The sequence below is a fragment of the Streptomyces sp. P13-3-3 genome, from assembly GCF_050571355.1.
In the GTDB taxonomy this organism is placed as follows: Bacteria; Actinomycetota; Actinomycetes; order Streptomycetales; family Streptomycetaceae; genus Streptomyces; species Streptomyces althioticus.
This window is the reverse complement of record NZ_CP192228.1, coordinates 4881870-4898998: the sequence shown is the minus strand read 5'-3', so window position 1 is coordinate 4898998 and position 17129 is coordinate 4881870. Positions and strand designations below refer to the sequence as shown.

General features: G+C 66.2%; 4 protein-coding genes, 1 tRNA gene and 3 rRNA genes. 1 reads left to right on the top strand and 7 read right to left on the bottom strand.

What is annotated here, in order from left to right; translation table 11 throughout:
* Positions 1–112: 112 nt before the first annotated feature.
* On the bottom strand, positions 113–5593 hold the full coding sequence (locus ACQZOG_RS22400) for a HAMP domain-containing protein (RefSeq protein WP_106963336.1): 5481 nt from the start codon (positions 5591–5593) through the stop codon (positions 113–115).
* Between the two features lie 416 nt (positions 5594–6009).
* On the opposite strand from ACQZOG_RS22400, the gene ACQZOG_RS22395 reads away from it, so the two are divergent.
* The gene (locus ACQZOG_RS22395) at positions 6010–8766 is read left to right on the top strand and encodes a SpoIIE family protein phosphatase (RefSeq protein ID WP_033277040.1); all 2757 of its coding nucleotides are present in this window, start codon (positions 6010–6012) and stop codon (positions 8764–8766) included.
* 61 nt (positions 8767–8827) lie between these two features.
* Here ACQZOG_RS22395 and ACQZOG_RS22390 read toward each other — a convergent pair.
* The 6 genes from ACQZOG_RS22390 to ACQZOG_RS22365 all read right to left on the bottom strand — a co-directional run bounded on the left by ACQZOG_RS22390 (position 8828) and on the right by ACQZOG_RS22365 (position 17102).
* Positions 8828–8900: transfer RNA gene (locus tag ACQZOG_RS22390), tRNA-Thr, on the bottom strand.
* 74 nt (positions 8901–8974) lie between these two features.
* Positions 8975–9637, bottom strand: a complete 663-nt coding sequence (locus tag ACQZOG_RS22385) for a DegT/DnrJ/EryC1/StrS family aminotransferase (protein WP_037644162.1) — start codon at positions 9635–9637, stop codon at positions 8975–8977.
* Positions 9638–9751: 114 nt separating this feature from the next.
* Positions 9752–9868 (bottom strand): 5S ribosomal RNA (gene rrf / locus ACQZOG_RS22380).
* Positions 9869–9957: 89 nt separating this feature from the next.
* Positions 9958–13084, bottom strand: a 23S ribosomal RNA gene (locus ACQZOG_RS22375).
* Positions 13085–13387: 303 nt separating this feature from the next.
* Positions 13388–14913, bottom strand: a 16S ribosomal RNA gene (locus ACQZOG_RS22370).
* The 16S, 23S and 5S rRNA genes sit together here, the layout of an rRNA operon.
* 503 nt (positions 14914–15416) lie before the next feature.
* Complete coding sequence (locus ACQZOG_RS22365; protein ID WP_033277444.1) at positions 15417–17102, bottom strand: ribonuclease J; 1686 nt, start codon at positions 17100–17102, stop codon at positions 15417–15419.
* Positions 17103–17129: the final 27 nt, after the last annotated feature.

Here is a 17129-nt window from a genome sequence, read left to right as displayed (position 1 = left end):
AGAAGGTTCCCCGTATACCGCACTTCTACACGACTTCGCGCACGACGCGTGGACAACTCCGCGCGTCCTCGGAAGCTTCCCGTCACCTTCGCACGCTCCGCCGCCGCCGGTCTCACTCCCCCCTCATCCACTGCTCCATCACCGTCAGCAGGTGATCGGGGTCGACCGGCTTGGTCACGTAGTCGGAGGCGCCCGACTCGATGGCCTTCTCCCGGTCGCCCTTCATCGCCTTCGCGGTGAGCGCGATGATCGGCAGCCCGGCGAACTGCGGCATCCGCCGGATCGCCGTGGTCGTCGCGTACCCGTCCATCTCGGGCATCATGATGTCCATCAGCACGACCGCCACGTCGTCGTGCTGCTCCAGCACCTCGATGCCCTCGCGGCCGTTCTCCGCGTACAGCACGGACAGGCCGTGCTGCTCCAGGACGCTGGTCAGCGCGAAGACGTTGCGGATGTCGTCGTCGACGATCAGCACCTTCTGCCCGCCGAACCGGATGCCCTTGCGCGGCGTGCGCGCGGTCTCCGGCTCCGGCTCCACGGCCGGCCACTCCTCCAGCTCCGCGGAGGGCCGCTGGTCCTGCCGGAGCGACACCCGGCGCCGGCGGCGGAACAGCGCCGCCGGACCGTTCTGCGCCTCGCGGTACGAGGTCACCTCCGCCGGCGGCTCGGCCTCCGGCGCCGCGGTCAGCTCGGCCGACGCCACCAGGTCCCCGGCCTCCAGCGCCGGCATGGGCGGCTGCTGGTAGCCGTTGGGCGGCAGCTCGCTCGGGTGCAGGGGCAGGTACAGCGTGAACGTCGAGCCGCGGCCCGGCTCGCTCTGCGCGTGGATCTCGCCGCCGAGCAGCTGCGCGATCTCCCGCGAGATGGACAGTCCCAGGCCCGTGCCGCCGTACTTGCGGCTGGTGGTGCCGTCGGCCTGCTTGAACGCCTCGAAGATCACCCGCATCTTGCTCGCGGCGATGCCGATGCCCGTGTCGCTCACCGAGAACGCGATCAGGTCCGCGTCCGGGTCGGTCAGCGAACCGGCCTCCAGCAGCTGCTCCCGGATGGCCTGCGGGACGTCGTCCCGGGCGGGCCGGATGACCAGCTCGACCGATCCGGAGTCGGTGAACTTCACCGCGTTGGACAGCAGGTTCCGCAGCACCTGGAGCAGCCGCTGCTCGTCGGTGTGCAGGGTGGCCGGCAGCTCCGGCGAGATCCGCACCGACAGGTCCAGGCCCTTCTCCGCGGTCAGCGGCCGGAACGTGGCCTCCACGTAGTCCACGAGCTGCACCAGGGCGATGCGCGTCGGGGAGACGTCCATCTTGCCCGCCTCGACCTTCGACAGGTCGAGGATGTCGTTGATGAGCTGCAGCAGGTCCGACCCGGCGCCGTGGATCGTCTCGGCGAACTCCACCTGCTTCGGGGAGAGGTTCCCCTCCGCGTTGTCCGCGAGCAACTTGGCCAGAATCAGCAGCGAGTTGAGCGGCGTGCGCAGCTCGTGCGACATGTTCGCCAGGAACTCGCTCTTGTAGCGCATCGACACCGCGAGCTGCTCGGCGCGCTCCTCCAGGACCTGCCGCGCCTCCTCGATCTCGGTGTTCTTCACCTCGATGTCGCGGTTCTGACGGGCCAGCAGCTCGGCCTTCTCCTCCAGCTCCGCGTTGGACGCCTGGAGGGCCTTCTGCCGCTGCTCCAACTCCGCAGAACGCTCCCTCAGTTGCTCGGTGAGCTCCTGCGACTGGGCCAGCAGCCGCTCGGTCTTGGTGTTGACCGAGATGGTGTTGACGCTGGTCGCGATCATCTCGGCGATCTGGTTGAGGAAGTCCTTCTGGATCGCCGTGAACGGCGTGAACGACGCCAGCTCGATGACGCCGAGCACCTTCCCCTCGAACACCACCGGCAGCACGATCACCTGGGCCGGCGGCGCCTCCCCGAGCCCCGAGGAGATCTTCAGGTAGCCGCTGGGCGCCTTGTCCACCAGGATCGTGCGCTTCTCCATCGCGGCCGTCCCGATCAGCCCCTCACCGGGCTGGAACGACGTCGGCATCGACCCCATGGAGTAGCCGTACGAGCCCAGCATCCGCAGCTCGAACTGCTCCTCGTCGGCCGCGTTCAGGTCCTCGCCGTCCACCAGCGGCATCGCGAGGAAGAACGCGCCGTGCTGCGCGGACACCACCGGCGTCAGCTCGCTCATGATCAGCGAGGCGACGTCCTCCAGGTCGCGGCGGCCCTGCATCAGCGCCGAGATGCGGGCCAGGTTGCCCTTCAGCCAGTCCTGCTCCTTGTTGGCGATCGTGGTGTCGCGCAGGTTGGCGATCATCTTGTTGATGTAGTCCTGGAGCTCCTGGATCTCCCCGGACGCGTCCACGTCGATCTTCAGGTTCAGGTCGCCGCGGGTCACCGCGGTCGCCACGCGCGCGATGGCGCGCACCTGCCGGGTCAGGTTCCCGGCCATCTCGTTCACCGACTCGGTCAGGTCCCGCCAGGTGCCGTCCACGTCCCGCACCCGCGCCTGGCCGCCCAGCTGACCCTCGGTGCCCACCTCGCGGGCCACACGCGTGACCTCCTCGGCGAACGACGACAGCTGGTCGACCATCGTGTTGATGGTCGTCTTCAGCTCGAGGATCTCCCCGCGCGCGTCGATGTCGATCTTCTTCGTCAGGTCACCCTTGGCGATCGCCGTGGTCACCATGGCGATGTTGCGGACCTGGCCGGTCAGGTTGGAGGCCATGCCGTTCACCGACTCGGTGAGGTCCTTCCACGTGCCCGCCACACCCGGCACGTGCGCCTGACCGCCCAGGATGCCGTCCGTGCCCACCTCACGCGCCACCTTGGTGACCTGCTCGGCGAACGCGCTCAGCGTCTTCACCATCGTGTTGATGGTGTCCGCGAGCTGCGCCACCTCACCGCGCGCCTCGATGCTGACCTGACGCGTCAGGTCACCGTTGGCGACCGCGGCGGACACCTGGGAGATGTTCCGCACCTGCGTGGTGAGGTTCTTCGCCATCAGGTTGACGTTGTCGCTCAGGTCCTTCCAGATGCCCGTGACGCCCGGCACGTGCGCCTGACCGCCGAGAATGCCCTCGGTGCCCACCTCACGGGCCACCCGGGTCACCTGCTCCGCGAACGACGACAGCTGGTCCACCATCGTGTTGACGGTGGTCACCAGCTCCAGGATCTCGCCCTTGGCGTCGACGGTGATCTTCTTCGACAGGTCGCCCTTGGCGACCGCCGTGGTCACCTCGGCGATGTTACGCACCTGAAGGGTCAGGTTGTTCGCCATGCCGTTCACGGACTGCGTGAGGTCCTTCCAGGTGCCGGAGACGCCCTGCACCTCCGCCTGGCCGCCCAGGATGCCCTCGGTGCCCACCTCACGGGCGACGCGGGTGACCTCCTCCGCGAACGACGACAGCTGGTCCACCATCGTGTTCAGCGTGTTCTTGAGCTCCAGGATCTCCCCGCGCGCGTCCACGGTGATCTTCTGCGACAGGTCACCGCGCGCCACCGCCGTCGCCACCTGCGCGATGTTGCGCACCTGGCCGGTCAGGTTGGACGCCATGCCGTTCACGGAGTCCGTCAGGTCACGCCACACGCCGGCCACACCGGGCACCTGCGCCTGACCGCCGAGACGGCCCTCGGTGCCCACCTCGCGGGCCACCCGGGTCACCTGGTCGGCGAACGACGACAGCTGGTCCACCATCGTGTTGATGGTGTTCTTCAGCTCGAGGATCTCCCCGCGCGCGTCCACGTCGATCTTCTGCGACAGGTCTCCGCGCGCGACGGCCGTGGTCACCTGGGCGATGTTGCGCACCTGACCGGTGAGGTTCGACGCCATCGAGTTGACGGAGTCGGTCAGCTCCTTCCAGGTGCCCGACACGCCGTCCACGCGCGCCTGGCCGCCCAGCCGGCCCTCCGTGCCCACGTCCCGCGCCATCCGCGTGACCTGGTCGGCGAAGCTCGACAGCTGGTCCACCATCGTGTTCACGGTGTTCTTCAGCTGGAGCATCTCGCCTGAGACGTCCACGGTGACCTTCTGCGACAGGTCGCCGTTGGCCACCGCCGTCGTCACCTGGGCGATGTTGCGCACCTGACCGGTGAGGTTGCGGAACGCGGTGTTGACGGAGTCCGTCAGGTCCTTCCACGTGCCGGCCGCACCCGGCACCTGCGCCTGACCGCCCAGCTCGCCCTCGACACCGATCTCCCGCGCCACCCGCGTCACCTCGGCGCCGAACGCGGAGAGCTGGTCGACCATCGTGTTGACGGTGTTCTTCAGCTCCAGCATCTCGCCGGCCACGTCCACGGTGACCTTCTGCGACAGGTCACCGTTGGCCACCGCCGTCGTCACCGCCGCGATGTCCCTCACCTGGGTGGTCAGGTTCCGGAACACCGTGTTGACCGAGTCCGTCAGGTCCTTCCACGTGCCCGCCGCGCCCGGCACGTTCGCCTGGCCGCCCAGCCGCCCCTCGGCGCCGACCTCGTTGGCGACCCGCGTCACCTCGTCCGCGAAGATCCGCAGCGTCTCGGTCATCTGGTTGATCGTCTCGGCGAGCTGCGCCACCTCGCCGCGCGCCGGCACCGTCACCTTGCGCGACAGGTCACCGTTGGCGACCGCCGTCGTCACCTCGGCGATCCCGCGCACCTGCGCGGTCAGGTTCCCGGCCATGGTGTTGACGGAGTCGGTGAGCTCCTTCCACACACCGTCCACACCCGGCACCTGCGCCTGACCGCCCAGGGCGCCCTCGGTGCCCACCTCGCGCGCGACGCGTGTCACCTCGGAGGAGAACGCGGAGAGCTGGTCCACCATCGTGTTGACGGTGTTCTTCAGCTCCAGCATCTCCCCCTCGACGTGCACCGTGACCTTGCGGGACAGGTCACCGCGCGCCACGGCCGTCGTCACCAGCGCGATGTCGCGCACCTGCGCCGTCAGCCGCTCCGCCATCGTGTTCACGGAGTCCGTCAGGTCCTTCCAGGACCCGGACATGCCCCGCACCTGCGCCTGACCGCCCAGCTTGCCCTCGGTGCCCACCTCACTGGCCACGCGCGTGACCTCGTCGGTGAACGTCGACAGCTGGTCGACCAGGTTGTTCACGGTCCGCGCGACCTTCAGGAACTCGCCCCGCAGCGGATGCCCGGTCCCGTCCGGCGCCTGCGTCCGCAGCTCCATGCGCGGCGACAGATCACCCTCCGCCACCGCCGACAGCACCCGGCTCACCTCGGAGACCGGCCGTACGAGGTCGTCCACCAGGGCGTTGGAGTGGTCGATCGCGGCCGCCCAGGAGCCCTCCGAGGGTCCCGTCTCCAGCCGCTCCGTGAGCTTTCCCTCACGCCCCACCATGCGGCGCACCCGCGCCAGCTCGCCCGTGAGGTGCAGGTTCCGGTCGGCGACCTCGTTGAAGACGGCGGCGATCTCCGCCATCACACCGTCGCCGGTCACCGTGAGACGTTTGCGGAAGTTTCCGTCCCGCATCGCCACCAGGGCGCCCATCAGGCGGTTCAACGCGGCCGCCTCCACCGTCACCGTGCCGCCCCGGGCCTTCCCCGCCTTGCTCAGGGACTGTCCGCCTTTCGCGCGCGTCGTCTTCGTGCTCCGCGTCGCTGCGCCAGACTCCACTGTGTCCCTCCCGCAGGGGTCGACCGTTACCGCTGTGCCCGGTCACACCGTCCAGGGTGCTCCCGTTGCTGCTGACTGCTTCTCCTGTTGGACCGGGATGCCCTGCCCGACGTTCCGAGGCGCGCCAGGGGGCTGCTGCCCACCCGGCCCCGGCGCCACACTGCCTGCCCGGACCTTCCCTACAAGCCTGCCCAGTGTTTCACCCCCGCGGAACCAGGCCATAACAGTTCGGCAGCTTCGCACATCGTCCGCACACCCGCCGGACGGCGAACACCTCGGACGGAAACACTGCAGACCGGCATCCGCTCGGACCGCGAAGGTAAGTAACCTTGCATGCGGCTGTCCAGCCACGCCGGCGCGTCCGGCCTGGGCGGTGGCACGAGAACGAGCGGGCATCGGAGGGGCGGCCGCACAACATGACCACCGGACTGATCCCGGGGGAACAGCCCCCGGACGACCCACGGCCGACGGACGGCCTGCCGCAGCAGCGGCACGAGCCGGCCGGCCAGGGAGCCATGCCCGTCGAGAACCGGTCGAGGAGTTCTGTGATCACCGCGCGCGCGGCCGCCAGCTTCGAGCCCGTCGGACGATCCGTCGCGAGCGCCCGCTCCTTCGTCCGTGACACCCTCCAGGGCTGGGGCTTCGGCGACATCGTCGACGACGCCGTGGTGCTGACCAGCGAGCTGGTGACCAACGCCGTCGTGCACGCGGGCACCTCCGCCGAGCTGCTCTGCCTGCGCAGCGAGGACGGTGTCCGGATCGAGGTGGCCGACCGGTATCCCGAGCGTGAGATCCCTCTCCAGGGCTCCCCGATCGACATGGGCAGCCCCGACCGCGAGGGCGGACGCGGCCTCCAGCTCTGCGCCGCCCTGGCCGGCCACTGGGGCGTCGACTACACGCCCACCCACAAGACCGTCTGGTTCCAGCTCGACCTCCCCGAGCGCGCGGTCGGCACCCGCGCCGCGGGGCCCGCCCTCCCCGCCCATCTGCTGCCGCTCGCCGACACCCGGGTCCGCGTCGCCGTCGTCCAGATCGACCGTTCCGGCTCCATCACCGCCTGGAACGAGGACGCGGAGGAACTGTTCGGCTACACCGCGGAGCAGGTCACCGGCAAGCCGCTCACCGACCTCGCCGCCTGGCCGCACACCCCCGGCACCGGCACCGGCATCGCCGACGCCCTCCAGCTCTCCCGCTGGGAGGGCTCCTACGGCATCCGCGGCGCCCACGGCCGCGTCATCCCGGTGTACGCCTCCCACCTGCGCGTCCGGGACACCGACGGCGAACCGTCAACCGTGTGTCTCCTGGTACGCGACCACGAACGGGCGGTTCTCCAGACCCCGCTCCGGGTGCCCTCCACCGACTCCTCGGGCGGCTCCGACGGCCCGAGCGCCGACCCGTTCGAGGTCTTCATCGGCTCCCCCGCCCCCGACGACCTCGACGGCCTGCTCCAGCGCACCGTGGAACGCGCCCGCGACATGCTCGACGGCGACTCCGCCTTCCTGCTGCTCGCCACCGACGACGAGACGGAACTCGAGGTCCGCGCCTCCACCGGCCTGCCCTCGGCCCGCCAGCGCTTCGCACGCGTCCCCGTCGAGGGCGGCCCCGGCCGCTACGGCTCCGCCCGCATGCCGGCCGTCCACGAGGACCTCTCGGCCGTCCCGGGCGCGGTCCCGCTCCTCAACGGCACCGGGATGCGCTCGGTCGTCACCGTGCCCCTCAAGGTCGAGGGCCGCCTCACCGGGTCCCTCGGCGTCGCCGCGGAGGCGCCCGGCCGCTACTCCAACGAGGAGGCGCTGCGCCTCCAGTTCGCCGCGGACCGCATCGCCCTCGCCGTCGAGTCCGCCCGCCTGGGCGAGCTGGAGCGGCTGCGCCGCGGCTCCCTCAGCTTCCTCGTCGAGGCGTCCGACCTGCTGGCCGGCACCCTCGACCGGGACCAGACCCTGGCCCTCATGGCGCAGATGACGGTGCCGACGCTCGCCACCTGGTGCGCCGTCTACACGATCGCCGACCAGTCCTCCGAGCCTGACCTGTCCTACGTGCTGCACGAGGACGAGGAGCTCATCGACGGCATCAAGTCCCTGCTGTCGAAGATCCCCCCGCCGGACCCGGTACCCACGCCCGGCGCCCGGGTCTGGTCGGCGCCCGCGGAGGTGGCCCACCAGGCGGCCCTGCGCACGTCCATGCGCAGCCTCGGCCTGAGCGGCGGCCCCACCCGGCACGTCACCACCGGCATCGGCCCGACCCTCGCCACGGCCTCCGCGGTCGGCGGCGAGACGGTCGTGCTGCCCCTGGTGGCCCGTAACCGCGTGATCGGCATGCTGACGCTCGGCAAGCCCACGGACGAGCACTTCCGCCAGGAGATCCTGGAGCTGGCCGAGGACCTGTCCCGCCGGGCCGCCCTGGCCCTGGACAACGCCCGCCTGTACTCGGAGCGCACGGCGATCAGCCAGTCCCTCCAGCGCAGCCTGCTGCCGCCGGAGCTGCCGCAGATCGACGGCGTCGAGGTCGAGGTCATCTACCGCGCCGCCGGCGAGGGCAACGAGGTCGGCGGCGACTTCTACGACCTCTTCCCGATCAGCGACGGCGCCTACGGCTTCGCCATCGGCGACGTCTGCGGCACGGGCCCGAACGCGGCGGCCGTCACCGGCCTCGCCCGGCACGCGCTGCGCCTGCTCGCCAGGGAGGGCCTGAGCGGTCCGTCGGTCCTCGAGCGCCTGAACTCCGCGATCCTCGACGAGGGTGAGCGCAGCCGCTTCCTCACACTCCTGTACGGCGAGATGCGCCCGCAGGAGGACGGCAGCGCGGAACTGAAGGTGGTCTGCGCCGGCCACCCGCTGCCGCTGCGCCTCCGCCAGGACGGCACGGTCGAACCGGCCGCCGAACCGCAGCCGCTCCTCGGCGTCCTGGAGGACCTGGAGCTGTACGAGGAGACGGTGACCCTCGACCCGGGCGACGTCCTCCTGTGCGTCACGGACGGCGTCACCGAGCGCCGCGAAGGCCCCAGGATGCTGGGCGACGACGGCCTCGCCGAGGTTCTGGAGACGTGCACGGGGCTGACTGCCGGCGCGGTCGCGGCCCGCATCATGCGCGCGGTGGAACGCTTCGCCTCGGACGCGCCGTCGGACGACATGGCGATCCTCGCGATGCGCGTGCCGGGCCTCCAGCAGGACTGATCCCCCACCGCGACAGGGCATGAGAAAGGCCCCGCCCTATTGGGCGGGGCCTTTCTGTCCGAGCCCCCAAACGGAATCGAACCGTTGACCTTCTCCTTACCATGGAGACGCTCTACCGACTGAGCTATAGGGGCCTGTCGTCGCTTCGGTTTCCCTCGCGGCAACGGAATAGATCATACCCCGTACGGAGCCGTGCTCCCAACCACGCTCAGAGGGCCGGTGCGAGCAGTCCCCCCAGCGCGTTGCACACGGACGCGGTCCGCTGCATGTCCCGCTTCGTCAGGGAGCCGTCGACGGGCAGCGCGAGCGTCTCGTCGGCGGCCCGCTCGGTCTCCGGCAGCGACACGTCACGCCGGAACTCGGGCAGCCGGTGCACAGGAGTCGGTACGGGTATCCGGCACGCAACTCCCTTGGCCCGTACGGCGCGTGCGAAGGCGTCCCGGTCGGGCCGCCCGTTCCCGGGCACCCGCACGACGTACTGCTGATAGCTGTGGCCGGCGCCTCCCTCGGGCGTGCGCACTCCACGCAGCCGGGCGTCGAGATACGCGGCCCGCTCCCTGCGCCGCGCCGTCTCGTCCCGGGGCGCGTCCAAGTCCGTCTGCTCCAACACCAGAAGCCCGCGCCGCTGACCGAGCGCGCGCAACTGCCCCAGGTCGGCGGGGCGTCCGAAGCGATGGACGACAACGACCGCCGCGGTCCGTGAAGTCAACGCCGCGTCGACCGCGGCGGGGTCGAGACAGTACGTCGCCGGATCTATGTCGGCGAACACAGGCAGCGCGCCGGCGAGGGCCACGGCCCGCGCCACCTCCACGTTGCCGAAGGCCGGTACGACAACCTCGTCACCGGCGCCTACGCCGGCCGCCCTGAGCAGTGCAGCGATTCCCATACGGGGGATGCTCGGCGGGCAACGTGAACGTCAAGTGACGGACAACAAAAAAGGGTTGGTCCCTGAACCGAAGTTCAGGGACCAACCCTTGTAAGTAGCGTTCGGCGGCGTCCTACTCTCCCACAGGGTCCCCCCTGCAGTACCATCGGCGCTGTAAGGCTTAGCTTCCGGGTTCGGAATGTAACCGGGCGTTTCCCCTACGCTATGACCACCGAAACACTATGAAACATTCAACCGCACCACGCCGTGACCATGGCGTGGGGTTGTTCGTGGTTTCAGAACCAACACAGTGGACGCGAGCAACTGAGGACAAGCCCTCGGCCTATTAGTACCGGTCAACTCCACACGTTACCGTGCTTCCATATCCGGCCTATCAACCCAGTCGTCTACTGGGAGCCTTACCCTCTCTAGGAGGTGGGAGTCCTCATCTCGAAGCAGGCTTCCCGCTTAGATGCTTTCAGCGGTTATCCCTCCCGAACGTAGCCAACCAGCCATGCCCTTGGCAGAACAACTGGCACACCAGAGGTTCGTCCGTCCCGGTCCTCTCGTACTAGGGACAGCCCTTCTCAAGACTCCTACGCGCACAGCGGATAGGGACCGAACTGTCTCACGACGTTCTAAACCCAGCTCGCGTACCGCTTTAATGGGCGAACAGCCCAACCCTTGGGACCGACTCCAGCCCCAGGATGCGACGAGCCGACATCGAGGTGCCAAACCATCCCGTCGATATGGACTCTTGGGGAAGATCAGCCTGTTATCCCCGGGGTACCTTTTATCCGTTGAGCGACGGCGCTTCCACAAGCCACCGCCGGATCACTAGTCCCGACTTTCGTCCCTGCTCGACCCGTCGGTCTCACAGTCAAGCTCCCTTGTGCACTTACACTCAACACCTGATTGCCAACCAGGCTGAGGGAACCTTTGGGCGCCTCCGTTACTCTTTAGGAGGCAACCGCCCCAGTTAAACTACCCATCAGACACTGTCCCTGATCCGGATCACGGACCCAGGTTAGACATCCAGCACGACCAGACTGGTATTTCAACGACGACTCCACAACCACTGGCGTGGCTGCTTCAAAGTCTCCCAGCTATCCTACACAAGCCGAACCGAACACCAATATCAAACTGTAGTAAAGGTCCCGGGGTCTTTCCGTCCTGCTGCGCGAAACGAGCATCTTTACTCGTAGTGCAATTTCACCGGGCCTATGGTTGAGACAGTCGAGAAGTCGTTACGCCATTCGTGCAGGTCGGAACTTACCCGACAAGGAATTTCGCTACCTTAGGATGGTTATAGTTACCACCGCCGTTTACTGGCGCTTAAGTTCTCAGCTTCGCCCACCCGAAAGTGAGCTAACCGGTCCCCTTAACGTTCCAGCACCGGGCAGGCGTCAGTCCGTATACATCGCCTTACGGCTTCGCACGGACCTGTGTTTTTAGTAAACAGTCGCTTCTCGCTGGTCTCTGCGGCCACCCCCAGCTCAGAGCGCGAAGCTCATCACCGGTTGTGGCCCCCCTTCTCCCGAAGTTACGGGGGCATTTTGCCGAGTTCCTTAACCATAGTTCACCCGAACGCCTCGGTATTCTCTACCTGACCACCTGAGTCGGTTTAGGGTACGGGCCGCCATGAAACTCGCTAGAGGCTTTTCTCGACAGCATAGGATCATCCACTTCACCACAATCGGCTCGGCATCAGGTCTCAGCCTTAATGAACGGCGGATTTGCCTACCGTCCGGCCTACACCCTTACCCCGGGACAACCACCGCCCGGGATGGACTACCTTCCTGCGTCACCCCATCACTCACCTACTACCAGCTCGGGTCACCGGCTCCACCACTCCGACCTCGTCCGAAGACTCAGCCGGCGGCTTCACGGGCTTAGCATCACTGGATTCGATGTTTGACGCTTCACAGCGGGTACCGGAATATCAACCGGTTATCCATCGACTACGCCTGTCGGCCTCGCCTTAGGTCCCGACTTACCCTGGGCAGATCAGCTTGACCCAGGAACCCTTAGTCAATCGGCGCACACGTTTCTCACGTGTGAATCGCTACTCATGCCTGCATTCTCACTCGTCAACCGTCCACAACTCGCTTCCGCGGCTGCTTCACCCGGCAGACGACGCTCCCCTACCCATCCCAGAAGGCGTTGGCCCTATGTTCTGGAATGACACGACTTCGGCGGTACGCTTGAGCCCCGCTACATTGTCGGCGCGGAATCACTAGACCAGTGAGCTATTACGCACTCTTTCAAGGGTGGCTGCTTCTAAGCCAACCTCCTGGTTGTCTGTGCGACTCCACATCCTTTCCCACTTAGCGTACGCTTAGGGGCCTTAGTCGATGCTCTGGGCTGTTTCCCTCTCGACCATGGAGCTTATCCCCCACAGTCTCACTGCCGCGCTCTCACTTACCGGCATTCGGAGTTTGGCTAAGGTCAGTAACCCGGTAGGGCCCATCGCCTATCCAGTGCTCTACCTCCGGCAAGAAACACACGACGCTGCACCTAAATGCATTTCGGGGAGAACCAGCTATCACGGAGTTTGATTGGCCTTTCACCCCTAACCACAGGTCATCCCCCAGGTTTTCAACCCTGGTGGGTTCGGTCCTCCACGAAGTCTTACCTCCGCTTCAACCTGCCCATGGCTAGATCACTCCGCTTCGGGTCTTGAGCGTGCTACTGAAGTCGCCCTATTCGGACTCGCTTTCGCTACGGCTTCCCCACCCGGGTTAACCTCGCAACACACCGCAAACTCGCAGGCTCATTCTTCAAAAGGCACGCAGTCACGACGTTGAGTGCAAGCACTCAACGCGACGCTCCCACGGCTTGTAGGCACACGGTTTCAGGTACTATTTCACTCCGCTCCCGCGGTACTTTTCACCATTCCCTCACGGTACTATCCGCTATCGGTCACCAGGGAATATTTAGGCTTAGCGGGTGGTCCCGCCAGATTCACACGGGATTTCTCGGGCCCCGTGCTACTTGGGTGTCTCTCAAACGAGCCGCTGACGTTTCGACTACGGGGGTCTTACCCTCTACGCCGGACCTTTCGCATGTCCTTCGCCTACATCAACGGTTTCTGACTCGTCTCATGGCCGGCAGACCATGAAAGAGAGATCCCACAACCCCGAATGCGCAACCCCTGCCGGGTCTCACACGCATACGGTTTGGCCTCATCCGGTTTCGCTCGCCACTACTCCCGGAATCACGGTTGTTTTCTCTTCCTGCGGGTACTGAGATGTTTCACTTCCCCGCGTTCCCTCCACACTGCCTATGTGTTCAGCAGCGGGTGACAGCCCATGACGACTGCCGGGTTTCCCCATTCGGACACCCCCGGATCAAAGCCTGGTTGACGACTCCCCGGGGCCTATCGTGGCCTCCCACGTCCTTCATCGGTTCCTGGTGCCAAGGCATCCACCGTGCGCCCTTAAAAACTTGGCCACAGATGCTCGCGTCCACTGTGCAGTTCTCAAACAACGACCAACCACCCATCACCCCAAGCCATACGGCTCGAGTGCACTGGGGCCGGCACTGAAGGAAGTTCATTCCCTCAGACACCCAACAGCGTGCCCGACACAGTCAGTTGACCAGATCAGCGTTCCACGCCCCGAAGAGCAGTACTAGCGCCTGGTCCATCCTGGACCGTGCCGAGTAGTCAACGTTCCACCCATGAGCAACCAGCATCAGACGTTCGCTGATGAACTGGCCTCTGACCAACCGAGGTTGGTGAGAAGTGCTCCTTAGAAAGGAGGTGATCCAGCCGCACCTTCCGGTACGGCTACCTTGTTACGACTTCGTCCCAATCGCCAGTCCCACCTTCGACAGCTCCCTCCCACAAGGGGTTGGGCCACCGGCTTCGGGTGTTACCGACTTTCGTGACGTGACGGGCGGTGTGTACAAGGCCCGGGAACGTATTCACCGCAGCAATGCTGATCTGCGATTACTAGCGACTCCGACTTCATGGGGTCGAGTTGCAGACCCCAATCCGAACTGAGACCGGCTTTTTGAGATTCGCTCCACCTCGCGGTATCGCAGCTCATTGTACCGGCCATTGTAGCACGTGTGCAGCCCAAGACATAAGGGGCATGATGACTTGACGTCGTCCCCACCTTCCTCCGAGTTGACCCCGGCGGTCTCCCGTGAGTCCCCAGCACCACAAGGGCCTGCTGGCAACACGGGACAAGGGTTGCGCTCGTTGCGGGACTTAACCCAACATCTCACGACACGAGCTGACGACAGCCATGCACCACCTGTACACCGACCACAAGGGGGGCACCATCTCTGATGCTTTCCGGTGTATGTCAAGCCTTGGTAAGGTTCTTCGCGTTGCGTCGAATTAAGCCACATGCTCCGCCGCTTGTGCGGGCCCCCGTCAATTCCTTTGAGTTTTAGCCTTGCGGCCGTACTCCCCAGGCGGGGCACTTAATGCGTTAGCTGCGGCACGGACGACGTGGAATGTCGCCCACACCTAGTGCCCACCGTTTACGGCGTGGACTACCAGGGTATCTAATCCTGTTCGCTCCCCACGCTTTCGCTCCTCAGCGTCAGTATCGGCCCAGAGATCCGCCTTCGCCACCGGTGTTCCTCCTGATATCTGCGCATTTCACCGCTACACCAGGAATTCCGATCTCCCCTACCGAACTCTAGCCTGCCCGTATCGACTGCAGACCCGGGGTTAAGCCCCGGGCTTTCACAACCGACGTGACAAGCCGCCTACGAGCTCTTTACGCCCAATAATTCCGGACAACGCTCGCGCCCTACGTATTACCGCGGCTGCTGGCACGTAGTTAGCCGGCGCTTCTTCTGCAGGTACCGTCACTTTCGCTTCTTCCCTGCTGAAAGAGGTTTACAACCCGAAGGCCGTCATCCCTCACGCGGCGTCGCTGCATCAGGCTTTCGCCCATTGTGCAATATTCCCCACTGCTGCCTCCCGTAGGAGTCTGGGCCGTGTCTCAGTCCCAGTGTGGCCGGTCGCCCTCTCAGGCCGGCTACCCGTCGTCGCCTTGGTGAGCCATTACCTCACCAACTAGCTGATAGGCCGCGGGCTCATCCTGCACCGCCGGAGCTTTCGAACCGCTTGGATGCCCAAGCGGGTCAGTATCCGGTATTAGACCCCGTTTCCAGGGCTTGTCCCAGAGTGCAGGGCAGATTGCCCACGTGTTACTCACCCGTTCGCCACTAATCCCCACCGAAGTGGTTCATCGTTCGACTTGCATGTGTTAAGCACGCCGCCAGCGTTCGTCCTGAGCCAGGATCAAACTCTCCGTGAATGTTTACCCGTAATCGGGTGACACATCACGAGAGCGGAACATCGGGAGGAATAGTCCCGACGTTCACAGCGTCCTCGCTGTGTTTTTTCAAAGGAACCTCGACCATCCGAAACCGGATGGACGGGGTATCAACATATCTGGCGTTGACTTTTGGCACGCTGTTGAGTTCTCAAGGAACGGACGCTTCCTTCGTACTCACCCTCTCGGGCTTTCCTCCGGGCGCTTCCCTTCGGTCTTGCGTTTCCGACTCTATCAGATCTTTCCGATCCGATTTCCTCGGTGCTTTCCAGGTCGACGCTTTCGCGCTTTCCTTTCCGGCGGATCCGACTTTATCAGAGATTCTGAGCCGGTTTTCCCACCCTCACCGGGCACTGGATGTCCGACCGCATGAAGTGGTCGGGTGCCCGCTCGGGAGGAGTTGTAAACCTACTGGAGCGGGGCGCCCCGATGCAAATCGAGGCGCCCCGCTGCCGGTTGACGCGTGTGTGGAGCCCGACGGTCCGTCAGACCTCGACCACCACGGGGAGGATCATCGGCCGGCGCCGGTAGGTGTCGGAGACCCACTTGCCCAGCGTGCGGCGGATGAGCTGCTGCAGTTGGTGGGGTTCGACGACCCCGTCCTGCGCCGAGCGCTCGAGCGTCTCCGTGATCCGCGGGATGACGTCGCCGAACGCCGAGTCCTCGATGCCGGAGCCACGGGCCTGGATGTGCGGTCCGCCGGTGAGCTTGCCGGTGGAGGCGTCCATGACCACGAAGACCGAGATGATGCCCTCGTCGCCGAGGATCTTGCGGTCCTTGAGCGCCGGCTCGCGGACGTCGCCGACGGAGAGACCGTCGACGTAGACGTAGCCCGCCTGGACCTTGCCGGAGATCCTGGCCTTGCCCTGGACGAGGTCGACGACCACGCCGTCCTCGGCGATGACGATGCGGTCGTGCGGGACGCCGGTGAGGGCGCCCAGCTCGGCGTTGGCGCGCAGATGGCGCCATTCGCCGTGGACCGGCATCAGGTTCTTCGGGCGGCAGATGTTGTAGAAGTACAGCAGCTCGCCGGCCGAGGCGTGTCCGGAGACGTGCACCTTGGCGTTGCCCTTGTGGACGACGTTCGCGCCCCAGCGGGTCAGGCCGTTGATCACGCGGTAGACCGCGTTCTCGTTGCCGGGGATCAGCGACGACGCCAAGATCACCGTGTCGCCCTCGACGATGCGGATCTGGTGGTCGCGGTTGGCCATGCGGGACAGCGCGGCCATCGGCTCGCCCTGGGAGCCCGTGCAGACCAGGACCACCTCGCTGTCGGGGAGGTCGTCGAGCGTCTTGACGTCCACGACCAGGCCCGGCGGGACCTTCAGGTAGCCGAGGTCACGGGCGATGCCCATGTTGCGCACCATCGAGCGGCCGACGAAGGCGACCCGGCGGCCGTACTCGTGGGCCGCGTCCAGGATCTGCTGGATGCGGTGGACGTGGCTGGCGAAGCTGGCCACGATGATCCGCTTGCGGGCGCCGGCGAAGACCTGGCGCAGCACGTTGGAGATGTCGCGCTCGGGCGGGACGAAGCCCGGGACCTCCGCATTCGTGGAGTCGGACAGGAGGAGGTCGATGCCCTCCTCGCTGAGCCTGGCGAACGCGTGCAGGTCGGTGAGGCGGCTGTCCAGCGGAAGCTGGTCCATCTTGAAGTCGCCCGTGTGCACCGCCATGCCGGCGGGTGTGCGGATGGCGACGGCCAGCGCGTCCGGGATGGAGTGGTTGACCGCCACGAACTCGCAGTCGAAGGGGCCGATGCGCTCGCGCTGTCCCTCCGCGACCTGGAGGGTGTACGGGCGGATGCGGTGCTCCTGGAGCTTGGCCTCGATCAGGGCGAGGGTGAGCTTGGAGCCGATCAGCGGGATGTCCGGCTTCTCACGCAGGAGGAAGGGAACGCCGCCGATGTGGTCCTCGTGGCCATGGGTGAGGACGATGCCCTCGATGTCGTCGAGACGGTCCCGGATGGACGAGAAGTCGGGCAGGATCAGGTCGATTCCGGGCTGCTCCTCCTCGGGGAAGAGCACTCCGCAGTCGACGATCAGCAGGCGGCCCCCGTACTCGAAGACCGTCATGTTACGGCCGATCTCGCCGAGGCCGCCGAGCGGGGTGACCCGCAGGCCGCCTTCCGGCAGCGGCGGGGGCGGGCCGAGTTCAGGATGCGGATGACTCAAAAGACTCTCCTCACCACACGCGCCACG

Excerpts from the sequence above, each read along its gene's own strand:
- ACQZOG_RS22395 (WP_033277040.1), top strand. The coding sequence starts at position 6,010 with ATGACCACCGGACTGATCCCGGGGGAACAGCCCCCGGACGACCCACGG.